This is a genomic window from Nevskia soli DSM 19509, from assembly GCF_000711955.1.
Lineage (GTDB): Bacteria > Pseudomonadota > Gammaproteobacteria > Nevskiales > Nevskiaceae > Nevskia > Nevskia soli.
On record NZ_JONR01000016.1, the window covers coordinates 108,927 to 128,335 of the forward strand.

The 19,409-nt window shown below is 67.0% G+C and carries 20 protein-coding genes; 10 read left to right on the forward strand and 10 right to left on the reverse strand.

Annotated elements, in window-relative coordinates; all coding sequences use genetic code 11:
- Positions 1 to 92: 92 nt before the first annotated feature.
- Positions 93 to 434 carry a histidine triad nucleotide-binding protein gene (locus tag BP26_RS0109790; protein ID WP_029920400.1) on the forward strand — a complete coding sequence of 114 codons (342 nt, stop codon included), beginning with the start codon at positions 93 to 95 and terminating at the stop codon, positions 432 to 434.
- A 50-nt stretch (positions 435 to 484) separates the two neighbouring features.
- Here the strand turns inward: BP26_RS0109790 and BP26_RS0109795 are convergent, their stop codons facing one another.
- The 4 genes from BP26_RS0109795 to BP26_RS0109810 all read right to left on the reverse strand — a co-directional run bounded on the left by BP26_RS0109795 (position 485) and on the right by BP26_RS0109810 (position 5,312).
- On the reverse strand, positions 485 to 1,309 hold the full coding sequence (locus tag BP26_RS0109795) for a M23 family metallopeptidase (protein ID WP_029920401.1): 825 nt from the start codon (positions 1,307 to 1,309) through the stop codon (positions 485 to 487).
- Positions 1,306 to 3,225, reverse strand: a complete 1,920-nt coding sequence (gene thrS / locus BP26_RS0109800) for a threonine--tRNA ligase (protein WP_029920402.1) — start codon at positions 3,223 to 3,225, stop codon at positions 1,306 to 1,308. Before thrS ends, BP26_RS0109795 begins: the two co-directional genes overlap by 4 nt.
- A gap of 29 nt (positions 3,226 to 3,254) precedes the next feature.
- Positions 3,255 to 4,685, reverse strand: a complete 1,431-nt coding sequence (gene gltX / locus BP26_RS0109805) for a glutamate--tRNA ligase (protein WP_029920403.1) — start codon at positions 4,683 to 4,685, stop codon at positions 3,255 to 3,257.
- Positions 4,686 to 4,763: 78 nt separating this feature from the next.
- Positions 4,764 to 5,312 (reverse strand): SRPBCC family protein, encoded by a 549-nt coding sequence (locus tag BP26_RS0109810; RefSeq protein WP_029920404.1) that lies wholly within the window; start codon positions 5,310 to 5,312, stop codon positions 4,764 to 4,766.
- Between the two features lie 33 nt (positions 5,313 to 5,345).
- Here BP26_RS0109810 and BP26_RS0109815 point away from each other — a divergent pair, with 33 nt between their 5' ends.
- The 3 genes from BP26_RS0109815 (at position 5,346) to hisI (ending at position 7,291) form a co-directional block, all read left to right on the forward strand.
- Positions 5,346 to 6,209 (forward strand): 6-carboxytetrahydropterin synthase, encoded by an 864-nt coding sequence (locus BP26_RS0109815; RefSeq protein WP_029920405.1) that lies wholly within the window; start codon positions 5,346 to 5,348, stop codon positions 6,207 to 6,209.
- Between the two features lie 67 nt (positions 6,210 to 6,276).
- Positions 6,277 to 6,699 (forward strand): hypothetical protein, encoded by a 423-nt coding sequence (locus tag BP26_RS26570; RefSeq protein ID WP_036516471.1) that lies wholly within the window; start codon positions 6,277 to 6,279, stop codon positions 6,697 to 6,699.
- Between the two features lie 103 nt (positions 6,700 to 6,802).
- A complete protein-coding gene (gene hisI / locus BP26_RS0109825; protein ID WP_029920407.1) occupies positions 6,803 to 7,291 on the forward strand; it encodes a phosphoribosyl-AMP cyclohydrolase in 489 nt (162 codons plus the stop codon).
- A 54-nt stretch (positions 7,292 to 7,345) separates the two neighbouring features.
- Here the strand turns inward: hisI and BP26_RS0109830 are convergent, their stop codons facing one another.
- The 3 genes from BP26_RS0109830 to BP26_RS0109840 are packed head-to-tail and all read right to left on the reverse strand — an operon-like array spanning position 7,346 to position 11,730.
- Positions 7,346 to 9,709, reverse strand: coding sequence for a DNA internalization-related competence protein ComEC/Rec2 (locus BP26_RS0109830; protein WP_029920408.1), 2,364 nt, complete (start codon positions 9,707 to 9,709; stop codon positions 7,346 to 7,348).
- A 46-nt stretch (positions 9,710 to 9,755) separates the two neighbouring features.
- The gene (gene lolD, locus BP26_RS0109835) at positions 9,756 to 10,490 is read right to left on the reverse strand and encodes a lipoprotein-releasing ABC transporter ATP-binding protein LolD (RefSeq protein ID WP_029920409.1); all 735 of its coding nucleotides are present in this window, start codon (positions 10,488 to 10,490) and stop codon (positions 9,756 to 9,758) included.
- A complete protein-coding gene (locus BP26_RS0109840; RefSeq protein WP_029920410.1) occupies positions 10,483 to 11,730 on the reverse strand; it encodes a lipoprotein-releasing ABC transporter permease subunit in 1,248 nt (415 codons plus the stop codon). Before BP26_RS0109840 ends, lolD begins: the two co-directional genes overlap by 8 nt.
- Positions 11,731 to 11,830: 100 nt before the next feature.
- On the opposite strand from BP26_RS0109840, the gene BP26_RS26575 reads away from it, so the two are divergent.
- Both BP26_RS26575 and BP26_RS0109850 read left to right on the forward strand, forming a co-directional pair.
- A complete protein-coding gene (locus BP26_RS26575; RefSeq protein ID WP_051748783.1) occupies positions 11,831 to 13,447 on the forward strand; it encodes an ArnT family glycosyltransferase in 1,617 nt (538 codons plus the stop codon).
- Positions 13,448 to 14,188, forward strand: coding sequence for a phosphatase PAP2 family protein (locus BP26_RS0109850; protein ID WP_051748786.1), 741 nt, complete (start codon positions 13,448 to 13,450; stop codon positions 14,186 to 14,188).
- A gap of 12 nt (positions 14,189 to 14,200) precedes the next feature.
- Here the strand turns inward: BP26_RS0109850 and BP26_RS0109855 are convergent, their stop codons facing one another.
- From BP26_RS0109855 to bufA2, 3 genes are all read right to left on the reverse strand, one after another.
- Positions 14,201 to 15,007 carry an HvfC/BufC N-terminal domain-containing protein gene (locus tag BP26_RS0109855; RefSeq protein ID WP_029920413.1) on the reverse strand — a complete coding sequence of 269 codons (807 nt, stop codon included), beginning with the start codon at positions 15,005 to 15,007 and terminating at the stop codon, positions 14,201 to 14,203.
- Entirely contained in the window at positions 15,004 to 15,852 is an 849-nt protein-coding gene (bufB, locus tag BP26_RS0109860) for an MNIO family bufferin maturase (protein ID WP_029920414.1), read from the reverse strand. The genes BP26_RS0109855 and bufB overlap by 4 nt, the downstream gene beginning before the upstream one ends.
- Before the next feature lie 66 nt (positions 15,853 to 15,918).
- Positions 15,919 to 16,176 carry a BufA2 family periplasmic bufferin-type metallophore gene (bufA2, locus tag BP26_RS0109865; protein WP_029920415.1) on the reverse strand — a complete coding sequence of 86 codons (258 nt, stop codon included), beginning with the start codon at positions 16,174 to 16,176 and terminating at the stop codon, positions 15,919 to 15,921.
- A 306-nt stretch (positions 16,177 to 16,482) separates the two neighbouring features.
- On the opposite strand from bufA2, the gene BP26_RS0109870 reads away from it, so the two are divergent.
- The 4 genes from BP26_RS0109870 to BP26_RS0109885 all read left to right on the forward strand — a co-directional run bounded on the left by BP26_RS0109870 (position 16,483) and on the right by BP26_RS0109885 (position 19,065).
- Positions 16,483 to 16,836, forward strand: a complete 354-nt coding sequence (locus tag BP26_RS0109870; RefSeq protein WP_051748790.1) for a hypothetical protein — start codon at positions 16,483 to 16,485, stop codon at positions 16,834 to 16,836.
- A gap of 90 nt (positions 16,837 to 16,926) precedes the next feature.
- Positions 16,927 to 17,955 carry an agmatine deiminase family protein gene (locus tag BP26_RS0109875; RefSeq protein ID WP_029920417.1) on the forward strand — a complete coding sequence of 343 codons (1,029 nt, stop codon included), beginning with the start codon at positions 16,927 to 16,929 and terminating at the stop codon, positions 17,953 to 17,955.
- Between the two features lie 10 nt (positions 17,956 to 17,965).
- Entirely contained in the window at positions 17,966 to 18,181 is a 216-nt protein-coding gene (locus BP26_RS0109880; protein WP_029920418.1) for a hypothetical protein, read from the forward strand.
- A gap of 20 nt (positions 18,182 to 18,201) precedes the next feature.
- A complete protein-coding gene (locus tag BP26_RS0109885) occupies positions 18,202 to 19,065 on the forward strand; it encodes a carbon-nitrogen hydrolase (RefSeq protein ID WP_436233350.1) in 864 nt (287 codons plus the stop codon).
- The last annotated feature ends 344 nt before the right edge of the window (positions 19,066 to 19,409 follow it).

A 19,409-nucleotide genomic window follows, 5' to 3' on the forward strand; every position in this document is an offset into this window, starting at 1 on the left:
CGGCGGGTACAAGGGGCTCATGGTAGCAACTCGCGGCCCGGGTTCGCTTAAACTGGCCGAAACCATCCCCCAAACCGGTTGACCCCAGCGCCATGGCCAAGACCCTGTTCGAAAAGATCATCGACCGCGAGATCCCCGGCAGCTTCGTCTACGAGGACGAACAGTGCGTGGTGATCAAGGACATCAATCCCGGCGCCCCGCTGCACCTGCTGGTGATCCCGCGCAAGCCGATCCCGCGGCTGGTCGACGCCACGGTGGAGGACCAGGCCCTGCTCGGCCACCTGATGCTGGTGGCGAACAAGGTGGCGGCGGATGCCGGATTCGGCGAGGCCTTCCGGGTCACCGTCAACAACGGCGCGGGCGCCGGGCAGAGCGTGTTTCATATCCATCTGCATGTGATGGCGGGGCGGCCGCTGAAATGGCCGCCGGGGTGAGCGCGCCAGGGACGGCATTGACGCTTCCAGTCTGGGCCCTTTATTGAACCCTAGGGTTTCGGCGTTACCAGCCGCTGCGCATCGACGTGGGCGCCGAACCAGTAGACGCCCCAGTGCACATGCGGGCCGGTGGCGCGGCCGGTCATGCCGGAGAGGGCGATGACCTGCCCGCGCTGCACGCGGTCACCCGGCTTCACCAGCAATTTCGACAGATGCACCACCACCGAGGACAGGCCGTGGCCATGGTCGACGATGATGGTGCCGCCGGTGAAGTAGAGGTCCGGCTCGGCCAGGGCGATGATGCCGCCCTCCGGCGCATGCACCGGGGTGCCGATCGGTACCGCCACGTCCACGCCGTAGTGCGCCTGCTTGGGCTCGCCGTTGAGGATGCGCTGGCTGCCGAAGATGCCGGAGACGCGGCCCTTGGCCGGCCACACGAAGGGCTGGACGAAATCGTCGATGGCGGTGTCGCGCTCGTGCGCGGCCTTGATCAGCACGGCCTCGTCGGCGATGCGCTGCTCGGTTTCCGGCGGCGGATTGACCAGCCTGGGCGGCAGGCCTTCGATGCGCTGGATCTGCCAGTCGCGCTTGCGCACGGTGTAGTGCTTCACCACCTCGGCCCGCCCGGGGAGGGTCACGCCCAGCACGGCGTCCGGCCCGGCATCACGGTCGAAGCCGAAGACGAAATCACCCTTGGCGGTGAGCAGGAGCCTGCGGCCGTCGAGCGTTACCTTTGCTGCGGGATCGGCCTTTCCGAGCACCACCGCCCCCTGCTCGAAGGCACCGCGCAAGGTGACGGGCAGCTCGGGAGCCGCCGCCGCCACTCCGGCACCAAGCGCCAGAACGGCGGCGGCCAGCAGCCGGCGCGGGCTCAACGTTGCGGCGCGGCTTCGGCGGCGAGCCGGGCGACGGCTTCCGCCAGCGGCAGGCTCTCCTGCCTCTCCGAGCCGAGGCGGCGCAAGGTCACGGTCTTCTCTTCGGCCTCCCTGCGTCCGACCACCACGATGACCGGCACCTTCTGCAGCGAGTGCTCGCGGATCTTGAGCGTGATCTTCTCGTTGCGCAGGTCGGCCTCGACGCGCAGGCCCGCGGCGTCGAGCGCGGCGGCGGCCTCGCGCGCATAGGCATCCGCGTCGGAGACGATCGGTGCGACGACCACCTGCACCGGAGCCAGCCACAGCGGCATGGCGCCCGCGTGGTGCTCGAGCAGGATGCCGATGAAGCGCTCCATCGAGCCGACGATGGCGCGATGCAGCATCACCGGGATCTGGCGGCTGGAATGCTCGTCGATATAGCTGGCGCCGAGCCGCTCCGGCATCATGAAATCGACCTGCATGGTGCCGACCTGCCAGGCGCGGCCGATCGAATCGCGCAGGTGGTACTCGATCTTGGGGCCGTAGAACGCGCCTTCGCCGGCCAGCTCGGTCCACTCCACGCCGGCACTGCGCAAGGCCGCGCGCAGCGCGTCCTCGGCGCGATCCCAGGTGGCGTCGTCGCCGATGCGCTTGTCCGGGCGCAGCGCGATCTTGATGTCGATATCGCCAAAGCCGAAATCGGAGTAAACCTCCATCGCCTGGCGATGGAACGCGGTGACTTCGGATTCCACCTGCTCCGGCATGCAGAAGATGTGGCCGTCATCCTGGGTGAAGGCGCGCACGCGCATGATGCCGTGCAGCGCGCCGCTGGGCTCGTTGCGGTGGCAGCCGCCGAACTCGGCGTAACGGATCGGCAGGTCGCGGTAGCTGTGCAGATTGGCGTTGTAGATCTGCACGTGCCCCGGGCAGTTCATCGGCTTCACGGCGTAGGTGCGCTTTTCCGATTCCGTGAAGAACATGTTGTTCTGGTAGTTGTCCCAGTGCCCGGACTTCTTCCACAGGCTCACGTCCATGATTTGCGGACCGCGCACCTCCTGGTAGCCACTGCGCTTGTAGACGCCGCGCACGTAGCGCTCCACGGCCTGCCAGATGGCCCAGCCCTTGGGGTGCCAGAACACCATGCCCGGCGCCTCTTCCTGCTGATGGAACAGGTCGAGCTGCCTGGCCAGGCGGCGGTGGTCGCGCTTCTCCGCCTCCTCGACCATGTGCAGGTAGTCCTTCAGCTCCTGCTCGGTGGCGAAGGCCACGCCGTAGATGCGCTGCAGCTGCGCGTTGTTGGCGTCGCCGCGCCAGTAGGCGCCGCCCACCTTGGTCAGCTTGAAAGCCGTGCCGAGCTTGCCGGTGGAAGCCAGGTGCGGGCCCAGGCACATGTCCAGCCAGGTGTCGCCCTGGCGGTAGATGGTCAGTTCCTCGTCGGCCTTGATGCCGTCGCGGATCCACTCGGCCTTGAATTTCTCGCCGGCCTTGTCGAAGAATTTCACCGCCTCGTCATGCGGCCAGACCTCGCGCCTGATCGGCAGGTCGCGCTTGACGATCTCGCGCATGCGCTCCTCGATCTGCTGCAGATCGGCTTCCGTGAACGGCTCGCTGCGGGCGAAGTCGTAATAGAAGCCTGTGTCCGTGGCAGGACCGAAGGTGACCTGGGTGCCGGGGAACAGCTCCTGCACCGCCTGCGCCAGCACATGGGCGGCGTCGTGGCGGATCACTTCGAGCGCTTCCGGCTTGTCGCGCGTGACGATCTCGAACTTCGCGTCGCGGTCGATCGGCCGGGTCAGGTCCCACAGCTCGCCGTTGACCTTGACCACCGCGGCCTTCTTGGCCAGGCCCGGGCTGATGCCCTGGGCGATCTGCAGGCCCGTCGGCGGGGCCTCGAACGTTTTCTGGTTCCCGTCCGGGAACGTGATTTGAATCGACATGATCCGGTATTCCGTTTCTGCTGCTTTATTCAGGATTTATTGCGGACGTAGCTCACGGCGGCTGCCAGCCGCGCAAGAGTTCGCTCGCGTCCCAGCAGGAGCAGGGTCTGGTCGATCGGCGGAGAGATGGCCATGCCGGCAATGGCGACGCGGATCGGCTGCGCCACCTTGCCCAGGCCCAGGCCCTTGCCTTCGGCGAAGCCGTTGACGGTTTCGTGCAGCGCCAGCGCGGTCCACTCGGGCAGCGCTTCAAGCCGCGCGCGCAGTTCGTCCAGCAGCGCGGCGCCGTCCGCCGTCAGGTGCTTGGCGGCGTCCTTCTCGTTGTAGCCTTCGAGTTCGGCGAAGAAGAATTTGGACTTCTCGGCCATTTCCACCAGGGTCTTGCAGCGCTCGCGCTGCTGCTCGATCACCACGGCCAGCGCCGGGCCCTTGGCCGGATCGACGCCGATGCGGCGCAGGTGCCAGTCGAATTCCGGCGCGACGTGCAGCGGGTCGGCGGTCTTCAGGTACTGGTGATTGACCCAGATGGCCTTTTCCATGTCGAAGCGCGCCGGCGCCTTCTGCACCTTGGTGATGTCGAACATCTCCAGCATCTCGGCGTGGCTGAACAGTTCCTGGTCGCCGTGGCTCCAGCCCAGGCGCACCAGGTAGTTGAGCAGCGCCTCCGGCAGGAAGCCGAGGGCGCGGTACTCGATCACGCCGACCGCGCCGTGGCGCTTGGATAATTTCACCCCGTCCGCGCCGAGGATCATCGGCACGTGCGCGTAGGCCGGCGGCTCGGCGCCGAGGGCCTTGAGGATGTTGATCTGGCGCGGGGTGTTGTTGACGTGGTCGTCGCCGCGGATGACGTGGGTGATGCCCATGTCCCAGTCGTCCACCACCACGCAGAAGTTGTAGGTGGGCGTGCCGTCGCCGCGGGCGATGATCAGGTCATCCAGCTCGGTGTTCTGGAAGCTGATCGGGCCCTTGATCAGGTCGTCGACCAGCACCTCGCCTTCCTGCGGATTGCGGAAGCGCACCACCGGCCGCACGCCTTCCGGACGCTCCGGCAGGATCTTGCCCGGCTCCGGGCGCCAGCGGCCGTCGTAGCGCGGCTTTTCCTTGCGGGCCATCTGCGCGGCGCGCATCGCGTCGAGCTCTTCCTTGGAGCAATAGCAGTGGTAGGCGGTGCCGGCTTCCAGCATCTGCTCGATCACCTCCTTGTAGCGGTCGAAGCGCTGGGTCTGGAATACCGGCTCGACGTCGGACGGCAGGCCGAGCCAGTCCAGGCCCTCGAAAATGGCCTTCACCGCGTCCTCGCTGGAGCGCTCCAGGTCGGTGTCCTCGATGCGCAGCAGGTACTTGCCCCCGTGCCGCTTGGCATACAGGTAGCTGAACAACGCCGTGCGCGCACCACCGATGTGCAGATAGCCGGTGGGACTGGGGGCGAAGCGCGTGACAACCGAGGGCGATACTGACATGGGCGAGGATTGGGGCACAGCCGCGGAAAGGCGCCGATTTTAACCCATCGAGGGCTTACGCCCCGTGTAGCAGCCCGCTTATTGCGCCTTGCCGGTCTCGACGTAGCCCTTGAGGCGGCTGAACTGCTCGTTCAGCACCGCGTCCACGTCCGGCGCCCAGGCGGTCCAGCCGCCCTTGGTGTAACCGCTGACGCTGTAGACCCAGGTCAGCTCGGTGCCGTCGTCCTTGGGGTTGAGGGTCAGGGCCAGGTTGCCGATGGCGGCCTCGGTCTGCAGCGGGCCGAGAGCGCCGTTCAGGCGCAATTCCTTGCCCGGCGCGGCGTAGACCACCACCATGTGCTGCGCACCGCCGCCGTTTTCCAGCTTCTCGCAGAAACAGCCGCCGGGCTTGGTGGACAGGCTCAGGTTGGCCGAATTACCGGACCAGGTGTGCTCGGGATTCCACCACTTGCCCACCTTGGAGAAGGCGGCGTAGACCTTGGCCGGCGGCGCCGCCACGGTCAGGGTGGTCTTGACCTGGAAGCCGGTGGCGTCGGCATTGAGCACGTCGGCGCGGGTCGGGCCGGCCAGGAACACCGCGGCTGCTAAAATGCCCGCCGTTGAATGAATCGCCCTGCTGTAGCGCATCGCTGTCTCCCGATTTCTCCGCAACATGATGACATGACCCGCCTTTTCGTCGAACAGCTGACCGTGATCGACTGCGCCTATCTGGACGCGCAGCGCGGGCTGGTGGGCGAAAGCTGGATCGTCGACATCGAGCTGGACGGCGATCTGGACGACCAGTCGATGGTGCTGGATTTCGGCGAGGTGAAGAAGCGCCTGAAGCGCGCGCTGGACGGCAGCGCCGACCACACCATGATCGTGCCGGCACGCCACCCGGGCCTGAAGCTGCACCGCGGCAGTGTGCGCACCAGCCTGGAATTCCAGGGGCCGGTCGCCGGTCCGATCGAGCACCATGCGCCGCCTCAGGCCCTGACCCTGCTCGATGCCGAAGCGGTCAGCGGCGAGGCCCTGGCGGCGCATCTGCAGCCGATCCTGGCGCAGGAAGTGCCTGCCAATGTGGCGCAGGTGCGTCTGCGGCTGCGCCATGAGCGCATCGACGGGGACTATTACCACTACACGCACGGCCTGAAGAAGCATGCCGGCCACTGCCAGCGCATCGCCCACGGCCACCGTTCGCGCCTGGAGATCCATCTCGACGGGCGGCGCGAAGCGGCCCTGGAAGCGCAGTGGGCGCGGCGCTGGCGCGACATCTACCTGGGCACGCGCGAGGACCTGGTGCGGCGGCAGAACGGCCGGCTGCGCTTCACCTACACCGCGCCCGAGGGCCTGTTCGAGCTGGAACTGCCGGAGAGCCGCTGCGACCTGCTCGACACGGATACGACGGTTGAGCGCATCGCCGAACACCTGGCGGCGCGCAGCGCCGCGCAGCACCCGGGACGCGCCATCGAAGTGCGGGCCTACGAGGGCGTGATGAAGGGCGCCGTGGCGAACGCGCAGGCTCCGGACTTGTCCAAGGCTTGACGGCCGCCCCGTATTTTTCGTTCCGGGCATTTGCCGGACGGCGGGCAACAGCGGCAGGATGAGGATCATGAAGCGCGGCATGCGATTGCACACCCTGATGGCGTCGGCCCTGTGCCTGCTGGCGGCGGGTTGCGCCACGCAGGCACCGACACCTGAAGACCGCGTCATCGGCTACCCGGGCTACATCTACTACGACCCGTTCTGGGGGCCGTATTACGACTCGCTGGTCTGGAACGGTTATCCGTATGACGGGGTTTGCAGCCCCTTCTGCGGCGGCTTCTATGGCGTTTATTACGGCGGCTACTACGGTTATCCGGGCTATTACCACGGCGGTTACCACCATGGTGGCCACTACGGGTATCCGGGGCCGGGCTGGCCGCATCCGCCCTGGCACGGCGGCCCGGCTTACCACCCGCCGGGGCATTTTGGCGGCCCGGGCGGGCATCACCCCATGCCGAGCCATTCTTTCAGCCATTCCCGCTCGCGCTAACCAGCCTTTTCCGGGGATTCTCCAAAGGGGATGGCAGGCCGGGCCATGCCGGAAACCACCCCCTTTATGCTATAAAGACGCCCCCGCAATACCCCCGCCCGCCATGAGCAACCAGGCCGAAACCAGCGTTCCCTTCTCCGCCCGCGTCTCGATCGAACAGGTCGAGGAAGGCACCGAGCTGGCGCCGAAGTTCGACGAACACGGCCTCATCGCCTGCGTCACCACCGCCGCCGGCAGCGGCGAGGTGCTGATGCTGGGTTACATGAACCAGGAAGCCCTGCGGCGCACCATCGCCACCGGCGAGGCGCATTACTTCTCCCGCTCGCGGCAGGTGCTGTGGCACAAGGGCGCCACCAGCGGCCTGGTGCAGAAAGTGGTGGAGCTGCGCATCGACGACGACCAGGACGCGGTATGGCTGCGGGTGGAGATTCCCGGCGATGCCAGCTGCCATGTCGGCTACCGCTCCTGCTTCTACCGTTCGGTACCGGTGGGTCCCGGAGATTTCAGCCGCGTGCTGAAATTCGAGGAAAGCGAAAAGGTGTTCGATCCCAAGCAGGTCTACGGCGACGCGCCGAATCCGACCAAGCTGTAAACCCTCCCCGGCCCTGTCTTTCGTCGGCGCTGCCGAGCAGCGCTGTTGCTGCGTTCACTCCAGATCCAGCGGTACCGGTTCGGCCGGCTCACGCCACAGGCGTGGGTGGTCGGCACGCCAGTCGCCCACTTCTCCGACTCCCGCCGCAGTGACCAGCACCGAGACCGCGCCGCCGTTGCCGGTCATGTGCAGCTCGGCACCCTCGCCCAGATAACGATCCACCACCGGGGCACGCGGAAAATGGAAGCGGTTGTGCCAGCCGGCGGGGAAGATCACCAGTTGCGGCTGCACGGCATCGACGAAGGGCTGGGTTGAAGATGTCTTGGACCCATGATGACCGGCGAGCAGGATGTCCGCGCGCAGCTTGTCGGGCATATCCGCCAGCAAGCGCTTTTCCATCGGCGCTTCGATGTCGGCGGGGAGCAACGCCGCGTGATCGCCGGCGCTGACGCGCAGCACACAGCCGCCGTTGTTGCGCCACCAGCGGCCTTCCCTGGTATGCGCGGGCAAGGCGGAATTGGCTTCCGGCGGTGCATCGGCGGGCGGGCTCAGGATTTCGAAGGCGACGCCGTCCCAGGCCCAGTTCTGCCCAACGCGGCAGGGCGTGGTCGAGAGCGCGCCGATCTCGCGGTCCACTTCCAGCAGGCGCCGCACCGCGGGTGCGCCGCCGCGATGGTCGAGATCGGCGTGGGAGATGATCATCAGGTCGAGCTCGTGTACGCCCTCGCCCAGCAGGTAGGGCACGACAACCGAGCGGCCGGCGTCGGAGAGGTCTTCGAAGGCCGGACCGGCGTCGAATAGGAGGGTGTGGTGGGCGGTGCGCACGACCACCGAGAGCCCCTGCCCGACGTCGAGTGCGGTGAGCTGGAAACCCTCGCGCGGGGCGCGGTCCAGCGGCAGGAACAGGGGCAGGAAACACAGCATGGCGAAACCGCGTAGCGGCAGTCCGCGCGGGGCCAGCAGCAACACCATGCCGAGCATCGCCAGCAGCAGGAGCGCGGGCGGCGGGCTGGCAGCCACCCAAGCCTGCGGAGCGTGGGTGGCTGCCCAGCCCAGGGCCTCGCGCACCCAGTAGATGCCTTGCGCCACCCAGGTCAGCAGCGGCAAGCCAAGCGCCGGGCAGGCCCAGGCCAGTCCCAGCGACACCAGCAGGGCCGGCAGCAGCAGGGTGAACACCGGCACCACGACGAGGTTGGCCAGCGGGCCGACCCAGCCGCCGCCCTGGAAGAAGAAGAACGTCAGCGGCAGCAGCACCAGGCTCAGGGTGAGTTGCAGCACCAGCAGCTCGCGCCAGCGGCGATGCGGCCCGAGACGGCCGGAGATGACGTAGAAAATCGCGGCCACCGCAGTAAACGACAACCACAACCCAGGACTGAGCAAGGCGAGCGGACTGGCGGCGACGATCAGCAGCCAGGCCATGGCCAGGGCGCGTGGCACCAGCGAGGGACGATCCAGCCACAGGGCGGCGAAGCCGAATAGCAGCATCAGCAGGGCGCGCTGCGCAGGCGGCTCGAAGCCCGACATCAGCGCGTAGACGATGGCCGCCAGCACCGCGCCCAGCATCGCCGCCTTCTGCGCCGGCAAACGCAGGCATAACGCGGGGAAGGCGGACCACAGCCAGCGCAGGACGAAGAACACCGCGGCCACCACCATGCCGATGTGCAAACCGGCAATCGCCATCAGGTGACTCGTTCCGGTAATTCTGAAGGTATCCCAATCCTTTTCCTGCAGCAGCGAGCGGTCGCCAACAGCCAGTCCAGCCACCAAGCCCAGTGCGGGATTGCCGGGCAACCATTGCTCCAGGCGATCGACTACCTGCTGGCGAGCGCGCAGCAGCCAATAACCGGACTGTTCCTGGCAGGAACTGCTGTCGCGCACCGTGGCGGTGGCGCCGATGCCCTGCTCGAACAACCATTGTTCGTAGTCGTAGCCGGAAGGATTGAGCAGGCCGTGCGGTGCGCGCAGACGCAGCTTGAGACGCCAGCAATCGCCGCCGCGAAGAATCTGCTCGCCGCGATACCAGGAGACACGAATCAGCGGCGGCAGTGCGCCGCGATCGAGAGGGCTGAACAGGAAGCGCCAGTCGTGCTTGAGCGCGCGCTCCTCGGATTGCCCTTCGGCATCCTCGGCGCTGTCCTCCTTCATGCCGGCGGAGAGGCGCCGCTCCGGCAGGGAGGCGATGCGGCCTTCGACCACGACCTCATGATCGCTGTCGGCCAGGGGCCAACGGCCGTCGAGTGAGCCCTGCGCGCGCCAGGTGCTCAGCAAGATGCCGAGCAATACCAGTGCGTAGTAGCGACGCCAGCGCCACGGCAGCAGCGCGGGCAGGCATAGCCCGACAAGCCAGGGCAGTGAAGGCAGGGAAGGCAGCGCCAGCACCGCCAGCGCACCGGCGGTGAACAGGGCAACGGCGGGCAATAGCGGATCACGCGGCGGCGCCGCGCCTGCTGCGCTTACAGCCGCTTCAGGCGGCCGCCCCACCCGCAGCAACATCCGTTGCCACATCGTTGTAGGGAAGCAGCTTGCCGCCTTCGAGTTGCCAGATGCGATCCATCCGCGCCGCCAGCCGCAGGTCATGGGTAACGACGACCAGGCTGGTGCCGAGTTCGCGGTTCATTTCCAGCATCAGGTCGAACACGGTGGCAGCGGTGCGCGTATCGAGGTTGCCGGTGGGCTCGTCGGCCAGCACGCAGGCGGGGCGCGTCACCAGGGCGCGGGCCACGGCGGCGCGCTGGCGCTCGCCACCGGAGAGTTCGCCCGGCTTATGCTCCAGCCGTTCGGCCAACCCGACCCGCTTGAGCAGGGCCGATGCGGTCTCGAAGGCCTGTTCGCGGGGCATGCGCCGGATCAGCAGCGGCATCGCCACATTTTCCAGTGCGGAGAATTCCGGCAGCAGGTGGTGGAACTGATAGACGAAGCCAAGCGCCTGGTTGCGCAGCTTGCCGCGCGCGGAGTCGGACAGGCTGTTCATCTTCTGGCCCGAGACCCACACCTCGCCCGCGGTTGGCGTATCGAGGCCGCCGAGCAGGTGCAGGAAAGTGCTCTTGCCGGCCCCGGAAGCGCCGACCACGGCGACACGCTCGCCGCGCGCCAGGGTGAAGTCGATGCTGTCGAACACCTGCATATGCAGGCGGCCGTCATCGAAGGTCTTGCCCAAGCCCCGGCAGGCGATGACGGAATCGGCGGGAGGATTACTCATAGCGCAGCGCCTCCGCCGGCTGCACGCGCGAGGCACGCAAGGCGGGATAAAGGGTGGACAGCAGGCCCAGGGCCAGCGACAGCAGACTGATGCGGATCACGTCGGGCGCGGTCAGCTGCGACGGCAGGTCGCTGATGTAGTAGATGCTCGGGTCGAGGAACTGGTGGCCGGTGGCGGCCTGCAGCAGCGGCACCAGGGTCTTGACGTTGAGCGCCAGGGTCACGCCCAGGGCGACGCCGAGCACGGTGCCGACGATGCCGATGATCGAGCCCTGCATCATGAAGATGACCATGATCGAGCGCGGCGTGGCGCCGAGGGTGCGCAGGATGGCGATGTCGGCCTGCTTCTCCTGCACCACCATCACCAGGGTGGAGACGATGTTGAAGGCGGCGATGCCGACCAGCATCGACAGGATCAGGAACATCACCGTCTTCTCGGTGGCGACGGCACGGAAGAAGTTGGCGTGCTGACGGGTCCAGTCGCTGATGTAGACCAGCTGCGGCAACTGCTGCGCGATCTCGCGCGCCACCGTGGGCGCTTCGAACAGGTCATGCAGCTTGAGGCGCACGCCGGTGACGCGGTCGCCCATGCGGTACAGCGCGGCGGCGTCCTGGATGTTGATCAGCACCAGGCCGCGGTCGAACTCGTACATGCCGACCTGAAAGATGCCGACCACGTTGAAGCGGCGGAAGCGCGGCAGGATGCCCGCCGGGGTGACGCTGGCGAGCGGGATCATCAGGTCGATCTTGTCGCCGACGTCCACACCGAGCTGCTCGGCCAGCTCGACGCCGAGGACGATGTCGAATTCGCCCGGCTTGAGGTCTTCCAGCTTGCCGGCCTTCATGTGCTGGCCGATCTCGGAGACGGTCTGTTCGGCCGTCGGGTCGATGCCGCGCAGCAGGGTGCCGGACAGGTCGCCGCCCTCGCGCAGCATGGCTTCGCCCTCGACGTAGGGGGCGGTGGCCTCGACCTTGGGATTCTGCACGGCGAGCTTGGCCAGTTCCTGCCAGTTGTCCAGGCCGGGGCCCGGCCGGAAAATGGTGGCGTGCGAGGCCATGCCGAGGATGCGGTTGCGCATCTCGCTCTCGAAGCCGTTCATCACCGACAGCACCACGATCAGTGTCGCCACGCCCAGGGCGATACAGATCATCGAGGTGGCGGAAATGAACGAGATGAAATGGTTGCGGCGCTTGGCGCGCGTATAGCGCAGGCCGGTCAGCAGCTCGTAGGGAATTCGCATAGTGGTAATAAGGTGATCCCATCATTAGACCACAGGGCACGGGTACAATGCTCCCCGAACAACCCGATCCAAGCTCCCAATCCAACCTCTGATAACGCCCTTGACCCCAGCCAACGCCGCCAACCCGTCCAGCAAGCCCACCGGGTGGGCCGAAAAGTACGGCTTCTGGGTATTGCTGGCGCTGCTGATGCTGGTCACGGTCTACCGGGGGTTCGGCCTGTATTTCGACGGCCTGGACCTGTACGTCGACGAGGCCCAGTACTGGACCTGGGCACAGAAGCTGGACTGGGGCTACTACTCCAAGCCGCCGGTGATCGCAGCCCTGATCGCCCTGACCACCTCGGCCTGCGGCGACGGGCCCTTCTGCGTCAAGAGCGGCGCCCTGCTGCTCTACCCCCTGGTAACCCTGCTGATCTGGGCCATCGCGCGGCGCTTGTTCAGCGGCCAGGTAGCCTTCTGGAGCGCAGTGGCCTTCCTGCTGCTGCCGGGCGTGTCGCTGTCCTCCCTGATCATCTCCACCGACGTGCCGTTCTTCCTGTTCTGGACCCTGGCGCTGTATGCCTACCTGCGCGCCGTCGAGGAACCGGCGGCTGCATCGGGCACGCGGAAAGACATCCGCTGGGGCTGGTGGCTGCTGGCCGGCGCGGCGGCCGGTCTGGGCCTGCTGACCAAGTACACCATGGTGATCTTCGCCCTGTCGGTGCTGCTGCACCTGGCGCTGACGCCGTCGCTGCGCCGTCATTTCCGCAATCCCGGCCTCTATGCCGCAATGGCGCTGGCGCTGCTGGTGTTCGCGCCCAACCTGTGGTGGAACGCGCAACACGGCTGGCCGACGCTGCGCCACACCGAGGACATCTCGCACCTCAACGGCGATGCCGGCCTGCACTGGAACCACCTCACTGATTTTCTCGGCGGTCAGTTCGGCGTGATGGGGCCGGTGTTCTTCGCAGCCTGGCTGGCGCTGACCCTGTGGCGACCACGGCGCTGGTACACCGACGAACGCTACCGCTTCCTCGCCTGCTTCGCCCTGCCCTTCCTCGGCCTGATCTGCCTGCAGGCTCTGGCCGGACGGGCCAACGCCAACTGGGGCGCGATGGCCTACGCCACGGCCACCATCTTCCTGGTGGGGCTGCTGCTGCAGCGCGGCCACACCACCCTGCTGGCGACGGGCTTGGCGCTGAACCTGCTGCTGATGCCGATCGCCTACCACTTCGACGCCTGGACCCGCTATTTCGTGATCGAACTGGTGGACCACAGCAACATCGGGCAGTGCCTGCGCGCCTGGCGCAAGTTCGAGATCTGCGGCGATTTCATCACCCTGCCCGACCCTTACAAGCGGGTACGCGGCTGGGCCCAGCTCGGCCGCCAGGCGCAACTGTTGCACTCGCAGTTTCCCGACGCGCTGTACCTGGGCGATTCGCGCGACGTGCTGGCCGAGTTGATGTATTACGTGAACCCGCATCCGCTCGACGCGGTGCTGTGGAATCCGCGGCAGGTGATGGACAGCCACTACGCCCTCAGCACCACCATGGCCGACAAGCTCGGCCGCAACTTCCTTTACATTACCGAAGCGGATAGGCTGCCGCCGGACGTCTTGCGCAGCTTCGGCTCGGCGGAGCCGTTGCCGCCGCTGCACGTCACCGTGCACCGCGATTTCGCATTGGACTACAGGGTCTGGTACCTGCAGGATTTCAAGGGATATTCGAAGGCGGAATAAATGAGCGCCCAAGCACAACCCAGCGTATCCCTGTTGTCGCAGACCTGGAGCCTGTTCCTCAAGGCGCTGCCGGCATTGCTGATCGCCGTGATCGCGCTGGACCTGACGCCGGCGGTCGACCTGCCGCTGAGCCGCCTGTTCTACCGTCCGGGCACGGGCTTCTTCCTCGATCACAACTGGCTGGTGCAGCTGCTGTATCTGGGCACGCCCTGGCTGATGCGCGTCCTCGCCGCGGGGCTGCTCGGCACCCTGGCCTGGGTCACCCTGGCCAAGCCGCCGCAAGCCCGCCGCATCCGCAATGCAACGGCATTCGCCCTGCTGGCCCTGGTCATCGGCCCCGGCCTGATCGCCAACACCCTGCTCAAGGATCACTGGGGCCGGCCGCGGCCGGAGCAGGTCGCCGAGTTCGGCGGCAAGGCCACCTTCGTCCCGGCGCTGTGGCCGAGCCGGCAATGCGCGCACAACTGCTCATTCGTCAGCGGTCACGCCGCCGCCGGCTTCTTCCTCATCACCGGCGCCTGGATCTGGCCGAAACGCCGCCTGGCCTGGCGCATGGCCGGGATCACCGCCGGCACCCTGATCGGCCTGGCCCGCATCGCCCAGGGCGGACACTTCTTCAGCGACGTGCTGGGTGCGCTGATCGTGGTCTGGTTCACCAACGAGGTGCTGTATTGGTGGATGGTGCGCCGGGGCTGGCTGGAGCCGCCGCCGAAGAAAAAACCGGCGCCGCGCAAGGCCTGAGTACCCGCGGAGTCAGCGGGGCAGTTCGAGGTCCGCGATCAGGCGGTCAACCACCCAACGCTTGAGCAGGCCGGCCGCGTGCATGGCTGCCTGCTCCGGTTCGACCCACTCACACAGCAGCTCGCACAGTTCGCCGAAGCTGCGGCCGGTACACAGCGCGTCGATGGCGGCGGCTTCATCGGCACCGAGCGGACGCCAGCGGATATTCAGTTCTTCGTCGCGCCACATCAGCCAGGGCACAGCCCGTGCCTTGGCCCGCGCCTTCGGCAGCTTTTGCCGCGCTTCACCGGCGAGGCAGATCGCCGGCACGTTCCAGCGCAGGTTCAGCCGGCGCAGCGTGGGATGCGGCAGCAGGCGCATGTCCGACCAGGACGCGGGCGGCACGGCGGCGATCGCCTCCAGCGCCACGGGTTCCGCATCCGGAGAATCGAACACCTCGGCTTTCTTCCACTCGAACAAAGCCAGTTCGCCCAGCACCGGGCGGGCGGCATAAGCCGTTGCGGTGTTCAGGAACTCGGGCAGGTGGCGGCCGAACCAGCGCACCGAAGCGGTATCCGAGGGATGGACTTCGATATAGGCGCGGCCCAGGCGTTCGAACTTGTCGGCCCCCAGGAACAGGCGCAGCACCTCGTAGTCGTTGCCGAGCACTTCGAGCAGGCGCAGGCGGTAGGCGTCGGCGTATACGTTGAGACGGGTGCGCGCATCGCCCTTGTCGTTGCCGATCACCGCTGCTTCGATGCCGGGCTGCGCGTCCAGCACGTAGGACTGGAATTGCCCTTGCAGGTCCGCCAACGTCGGAGATTTCAGCGGCGCATTCATGCCGCGGCAACCAGGCTGTCGGCGGCGATGGCGCGGGCGCGGTCCAGCTCCGCCACCAGTTCCTTCAGCGGCGGGATGTCGTCATCGCGCTCGACCATGGTGGCGACCATGCCGAAACGGCGCACCGCTTCGGCATAAAGCGCCCAGACCGGCTCGGGCACGGGATGGTCGTGGGTGTCGATCAGCAGCTCGCCGTTGCGGCTGTGGCCCGCCAGATGGATCTGCTGCACGCGCCGCGCCGGCACCGCGCGCAGGTAGGTCAGCGGATCGAAGCCGTGGTTCCGGCTGTTGACGTAGATGTTGTTGACGTCGAGCAGGATCAGGCAGTCTGCTTCCTCCGCCACGGACTTGAGGAATTCCCATTCGGGCAGGGTGGAATGGGCGAAATCGACATAGCTCGAAACGTTCTCCAGCAGGATGCGGCGGCCGAGGAAGTCCTGCACTTCGCGCACGCGGGCGGCGATGTGATGCACCGCTTCCTCGGTGTGCGGCAGCGGCATCAGGTCATGCAGGTTGCGGCCGGCGATGCCGGTCCAGCACAGGTGATCGGATATCCACGCCGGCTGGATGCGCTCGGCCAGGGCCTTGAGCTGGATCAGGTGGGCGCGGTCCAGCGGCGCGGTGCTGCCGATCGACAGGGACACGCCGTGCAGCACCACCGGGTAGCGTTCGCGGATGCGTTCCAGCCAGCGCAGCGGTTTGCCGCCGCCGACCATGTAGTTTTCGCTGATCGCCTCGAACCAGTCGACCCGCGGCGATTCCTGCAGGATCGCCTCGTAATGATCGGTGCGCAAGCCCAGGCCGAACCCAAGGTTGGGCAAGGCGGCACGATCGGGGGAATTCATGGGAAAACTCTGCGTTCGGAAAAAAGAAAACCGGCCGCCCTTGCGGGCGGCCGGTTCCGGCTGCGATTACTTCGCTTCCATCTTGCCGCCGGCCTTGGCGCAGTCTTCCTTGGTGGCTTCGGTGAAGCCCTGGCCCTTGCAGGAGTTCTGGCCCTTGCAGGAATTCTTCGCACTCTTGCAGGCGCTCTGGCCCTTGCAGGAGTTGCCGCCGACGCACTTGCCGGTGCTGGCCGCGCCGTCGGCCATCGCCATCGGGGCCGCCAGGAACATGGCCGCAGCCGCGGTAGCCAGGGCAATGCCGCTCATCTTGGTCGCTACTTTCATAAAGTCTCTCCGAGGCCGTAATGGCCTGATGTAATGTGGTGTTACTGGTTTGCTCGCATGGCATCTTGCGGGGCCGGGGGGCCCTGCCCGCTGCACACGACCATCCTCCTGCAAGCCCCGGAACCGCACCAGCCTCACGCGTTCGGCCTTTATGTCCGACCGTCCAGGCGACGGCAGATTCCGGGGTGTGCTGCGGTAAGTACTCTACTCCCCGCCCCGCGGATGCGGTGCGAGTTTGTGACGAGTTGCTGCAAGCCGTCGAAACGGATGCTATATTTCAGCCAACTGCCTGCGGAATCAACGACTTTGCTCAAGCCAGCCCTGTTCTTCAGCTGCATCCTGGCACTGGGTTTCACGGCCCAGGCCGATGACATCGTGATGCCCGCGGCCGCACCCCAGGCAAATAATGGGGCCGCCGTGCCCGCCAGCCTGCCGGTGAAAGGCCAGACCATGGCTGAAGTAGCCCGGCATTACGGCGAACCGCAGCGCAAGCATGCCCCGGTGGGCGGCGACGCGCCGAAGCATCCCCCGATCACGCGCTGGGATTACCCCGGTTTCTCGGTGTTCTTCGAGCATGCGCATGTGGTGGATGCGGTGGTTCCGGGCCAGCCGCCGCAGGTGTATCACGCCGAGCAGCTGCAGCAAGCCTCCGGCAAGTAATCCAGCAGGGCCTGTCGACAGGCCCTGGCGTCATCGCGCCGCAAACTCGCGGCAGCACACTCCTGTTTCTCCCTCAAGGGAATCAATCTCATGTCGTCCTCATTCCTGCCGCCCGAGTGGGCGCCACAGTCCTCCGTCATGCTGACCTGGCCGCGCCGGGACGGGGACTTCGCGCGCCATTTCGAAGCGGTGGAACGGAATTTCATCGCCATCGCCGTGGCCATCGCCCGCCACGAAAACCTGCACGTCAACGTCGCCCAGGACGCGCCCGGCCTCGCCGCCCGCCTGGTGGCGGCCGGAGTGCCGAACGAGCGCCTGCACGTCTACGCCATGCCCAACGACGACGTCTGGGCACGCGACCACGGTCCGATCACGGTCGTGCGCGACGGCAAGCTGCTGCACCTGGATTTCACCTTCAACGGCTGGGGCGGCAAGTTCCCGGCCGAGCGCGACAACGCCCTCACCGGGCGGCTGCTGGCGGTGAACGCCTGGAGCGCGCCGGTGGCGACGGTGGACTTCGTGCTGGAAGGTGGCGCCATCGAGGTCGACGGCAAGGGCACCCTGCTCACCACCGAACGCTGCCTGCTGGCGCCGACACGCAATCCGCAGCTGGACAAGGCCGGCATCGAGCAGGTGCTGAAGGACCAGTTCGGCGTGAGCCGCATCCTGTGGCTGAAGCACGGCGACCTGCTCGGCGACGACACCGACGGCCACATCGACACCATCGCCCGCTTCTGCGATGCCGAGACCATCGCCTACCAGGGCTGCGAAGACCGCGACGATCCGCATTACGCGGACCTGGCGGCGATGGCGGAAGAGCTGAAGGCGCTGCGCACCGCCGAGGGCAAGCCCTACAAGCTGGTGGCGTTGCCGCTGCCGGCGGCGATGTACGATCCGGACGACGGCCGCCGCCTGCCGGCAGGCTACGCCAACTTCCTCATCATCAACGGCGCCGTGCTGGTGCCGGTCTACGGCGATGCCAGGAACGACCCGATCGCGCTGGAACGCCTGCGCCCCTGTTTCCCGGGGCGCGAGGTGGTGCCTATTGAATGCAAGGCCCTCATCCACCAGTATGGAAGCCTGCATTGCGTGACGATGCAGATTCCCACCGCACCTTGAGGAACGCGCCATGGACCTGATCACCGACACCCTCGCCAGCCCGCGCAAGGCGGCCCTGATCGGCGCCGCCACCGGCGCGGCCAAGGGCGTGCTGATCGGCGCCGTGGCCGGCAAGCTGCTGCTGTTCGTCGCCATCGGCGCGGCTGGGGGCGCGGCCACCGGCGCCGCCCTGTCCTGGATCAGCCGCCAGCGCCAGCCGGACCTGACCCAGGAGGCCGGGGCTTGAGCCGCATCCTGCGCGCCGGACTGGTCCAGCAAAGCTGCACCAGCGACCGCGAGAAGAACCTCGCCGAATCCGCCGCCGGCATCCGCAAGGCGGCGGCCGAGGGCGCGCAACTGGTCATGTTGCAGGAGCTGCATACCGGCCTGTATTTCTGCCAGCACGAGTCCACCAGCCTGTTCGACCTGGCCGAGCCGATTCCCGGCCCGTCCACCGAATACCTGGGCAAGCTGGCCAGGGAACTGGACATCGTCATCGTCGGCTCGCTGTTCGAGAAGCGCGCGCCGGGGCTGTACCACAACACCGCGGTGGTGCTGGAACGCGACGGCACGCTCGCCGGCAAGTACCGCAAGATGCACATCCCGGACGATCCGGGCTACTACGAGAAGTTCTACTTCACCCCGGGCGATCTCGGCTTCACCCCGATCCAGACCAGCGTCGGCAGGCTCGGCCTGCTGGTGTGCTGGGACCAGTGGTATCCGGAAGCCGCGCGCCTGATGGCGCTGGCCGGGGCGGAACTGCTGCTCTACCCCACCGCCATCGGCTGGAACCCCGCCGACGACAAGGCGGAGCAGGCGCGCCAGCGCGACGCCTGGATCACCATCCAGCGTTCCCACGCCGTCGCCAACGGCCTGCCGGTGCTGGTCGCCAACCGCACCGGCTTCGAGCCCGATCCCACCGGCCAGACCGAGGGCTCGCAGTTCTGGGGCAGCAGCTTCGTCGCCGGCCCGCAGGGTGAATTCCTGGCCCAGGCCGGCACCGACAAAAACGCAGTGCTGATGGTCGACGTGGACCTGGAACGCAGCGAGAACGTGCGCCGCTGGTGGCCGTTCCTGCGGGATCGGCGCATCGATGCTTACGAGGATCTGACACGGCGCTTCCGCGACTGAGTAGGCTGGTAAGCGCGCCAGACAGTAGCCCGTATATGGACTCCTCCCAAAGTGCAAGCGCTGGCGCGGTGGTAGGGGAAGCAAGGTTGCATCCGTATATCCGGCCTCTGGTGAGAGCGTGCTGACTTGCTCTCGGGCCCGCAGGGTGACTTCGCGCGCGCCGGGTTCTCTGTCGGATGAGAGGCGTAAATCCTCGCCATCGGGCTACTCGGAATTCTCCGGCGCAGGTCTGACCATTGGTCCCTGCCGCGTCATGCGCTTCGCGTTGCCTGTGGTGAGCCTCCTGGAAAATGGTTTGAGTGTTCAGGCCGCCAAGGCTGGCGGCCGGTAGCACTCGCCGCTGG

Bases quoted from the DNA above. Each gene is read 5' to 3' on its own strand.
- BP26_RS0109790 (WP_029920400.1), top strand. From the start codon at position 93: ATGGCCAAGACCCTGTTCGAAAAGATCATCGACCGCGAGATCCCCGGC.
- thrS (WP_029920402.1), bottom strand. From the start codon at position 3,225: ATGTCGATTCAAATCACGTTCCCGGACGGGAACCAGAAAACGTTCGAG.
- gltX (WP_029920403.1), bottom strand. From the start codon at position 4,685: ATGTCAGTATCGCCCTCGGTTGTCACGCGCTTCGCCCCCAGTCCCACC.
- BP26_RS0109810 (WP_029920404.1), bottom strand. From the start codon at position 5,312: ATGCGCTACAGCAGGGCGATTCATTCAACGGCGGGCATTTTAGCAGCC.
- BP26_RS0109815 (WP_029920405.1), top strand. From the start codon at position 5,346: ATGACCCGCCTTTTCGTCGAACAGCTGACCGTGATCGACTGCGCCTAT.
- BP26_RS26570 (WP_036516471.1), top strand. From the start codon at position 6,277: ATGAAGCGCGGCATGCGATTGCACACCCTGATGGCGTCGGCCCTGTGC.
- hisI (WP_029920407.1), top strand. From the start codon at position 6,803: ATGAGCAACCAGGCCGAAACCAGCGTTCCCTTCTCCGCCCGCGTCTCG.
- lolD (WP_029920409.1), bottom strand. From the start codon at position 10,490: ATGAGTAATCCTCCCGCCGATTCCGTCATCGCCTGCCGGGGCTTGGGC.
- BP26_RS0109840 (WP_029920410.1), bottom strand. From the start codon at position 11,730: ATGCGAATTCCCTACGAGCTGCTGACCGGCCTGCGCTATACGCGCGCC.
- BP26_RS0109850 (WP_051748786.1), top strand. From the start codon at position 13,448: ATGAGCGCCCAAGCACAACCCAGCGTATCCCTGTTGTCGCAGACCTGG.
- BP26_RS0109855 (WP_029920413.1), bottom strand. From the start codon at position 15,007: ATGAATGCGCCGCTGAAATCTCCGACGTTGGCGGACCTGCAAGGGCAA.
- bufB (WP_029920414.1), bottom strand. From the start codon at position 15,852: ATGAATTCCCCCGATCGTGCCGCCTTGCCCAACCTTGGGTTCGGCCTG.
- bufA2 (WP_029920415.1), bottom strand. From the start codon at position 16,176: ATGAAAGTAGCGACCAAGATGAGCGGCATTGCCCTGGCTACCGCGGCT.
- BP26_RS0109875 (WP_029920417.1), top strand. From the start codon at position 16,927: ATGTCGTCCTCATTCCTGCCGCCCGAGTGGGCGCCACAGTCCTCCGTC.
- BP26_RS0109880 (WP_029920418.1), top strand. From the start codon at position 17,966: ATGGACCTGATCACCGACACCCTCGCCAGCCCGCGCAAGGCGGCCCTG.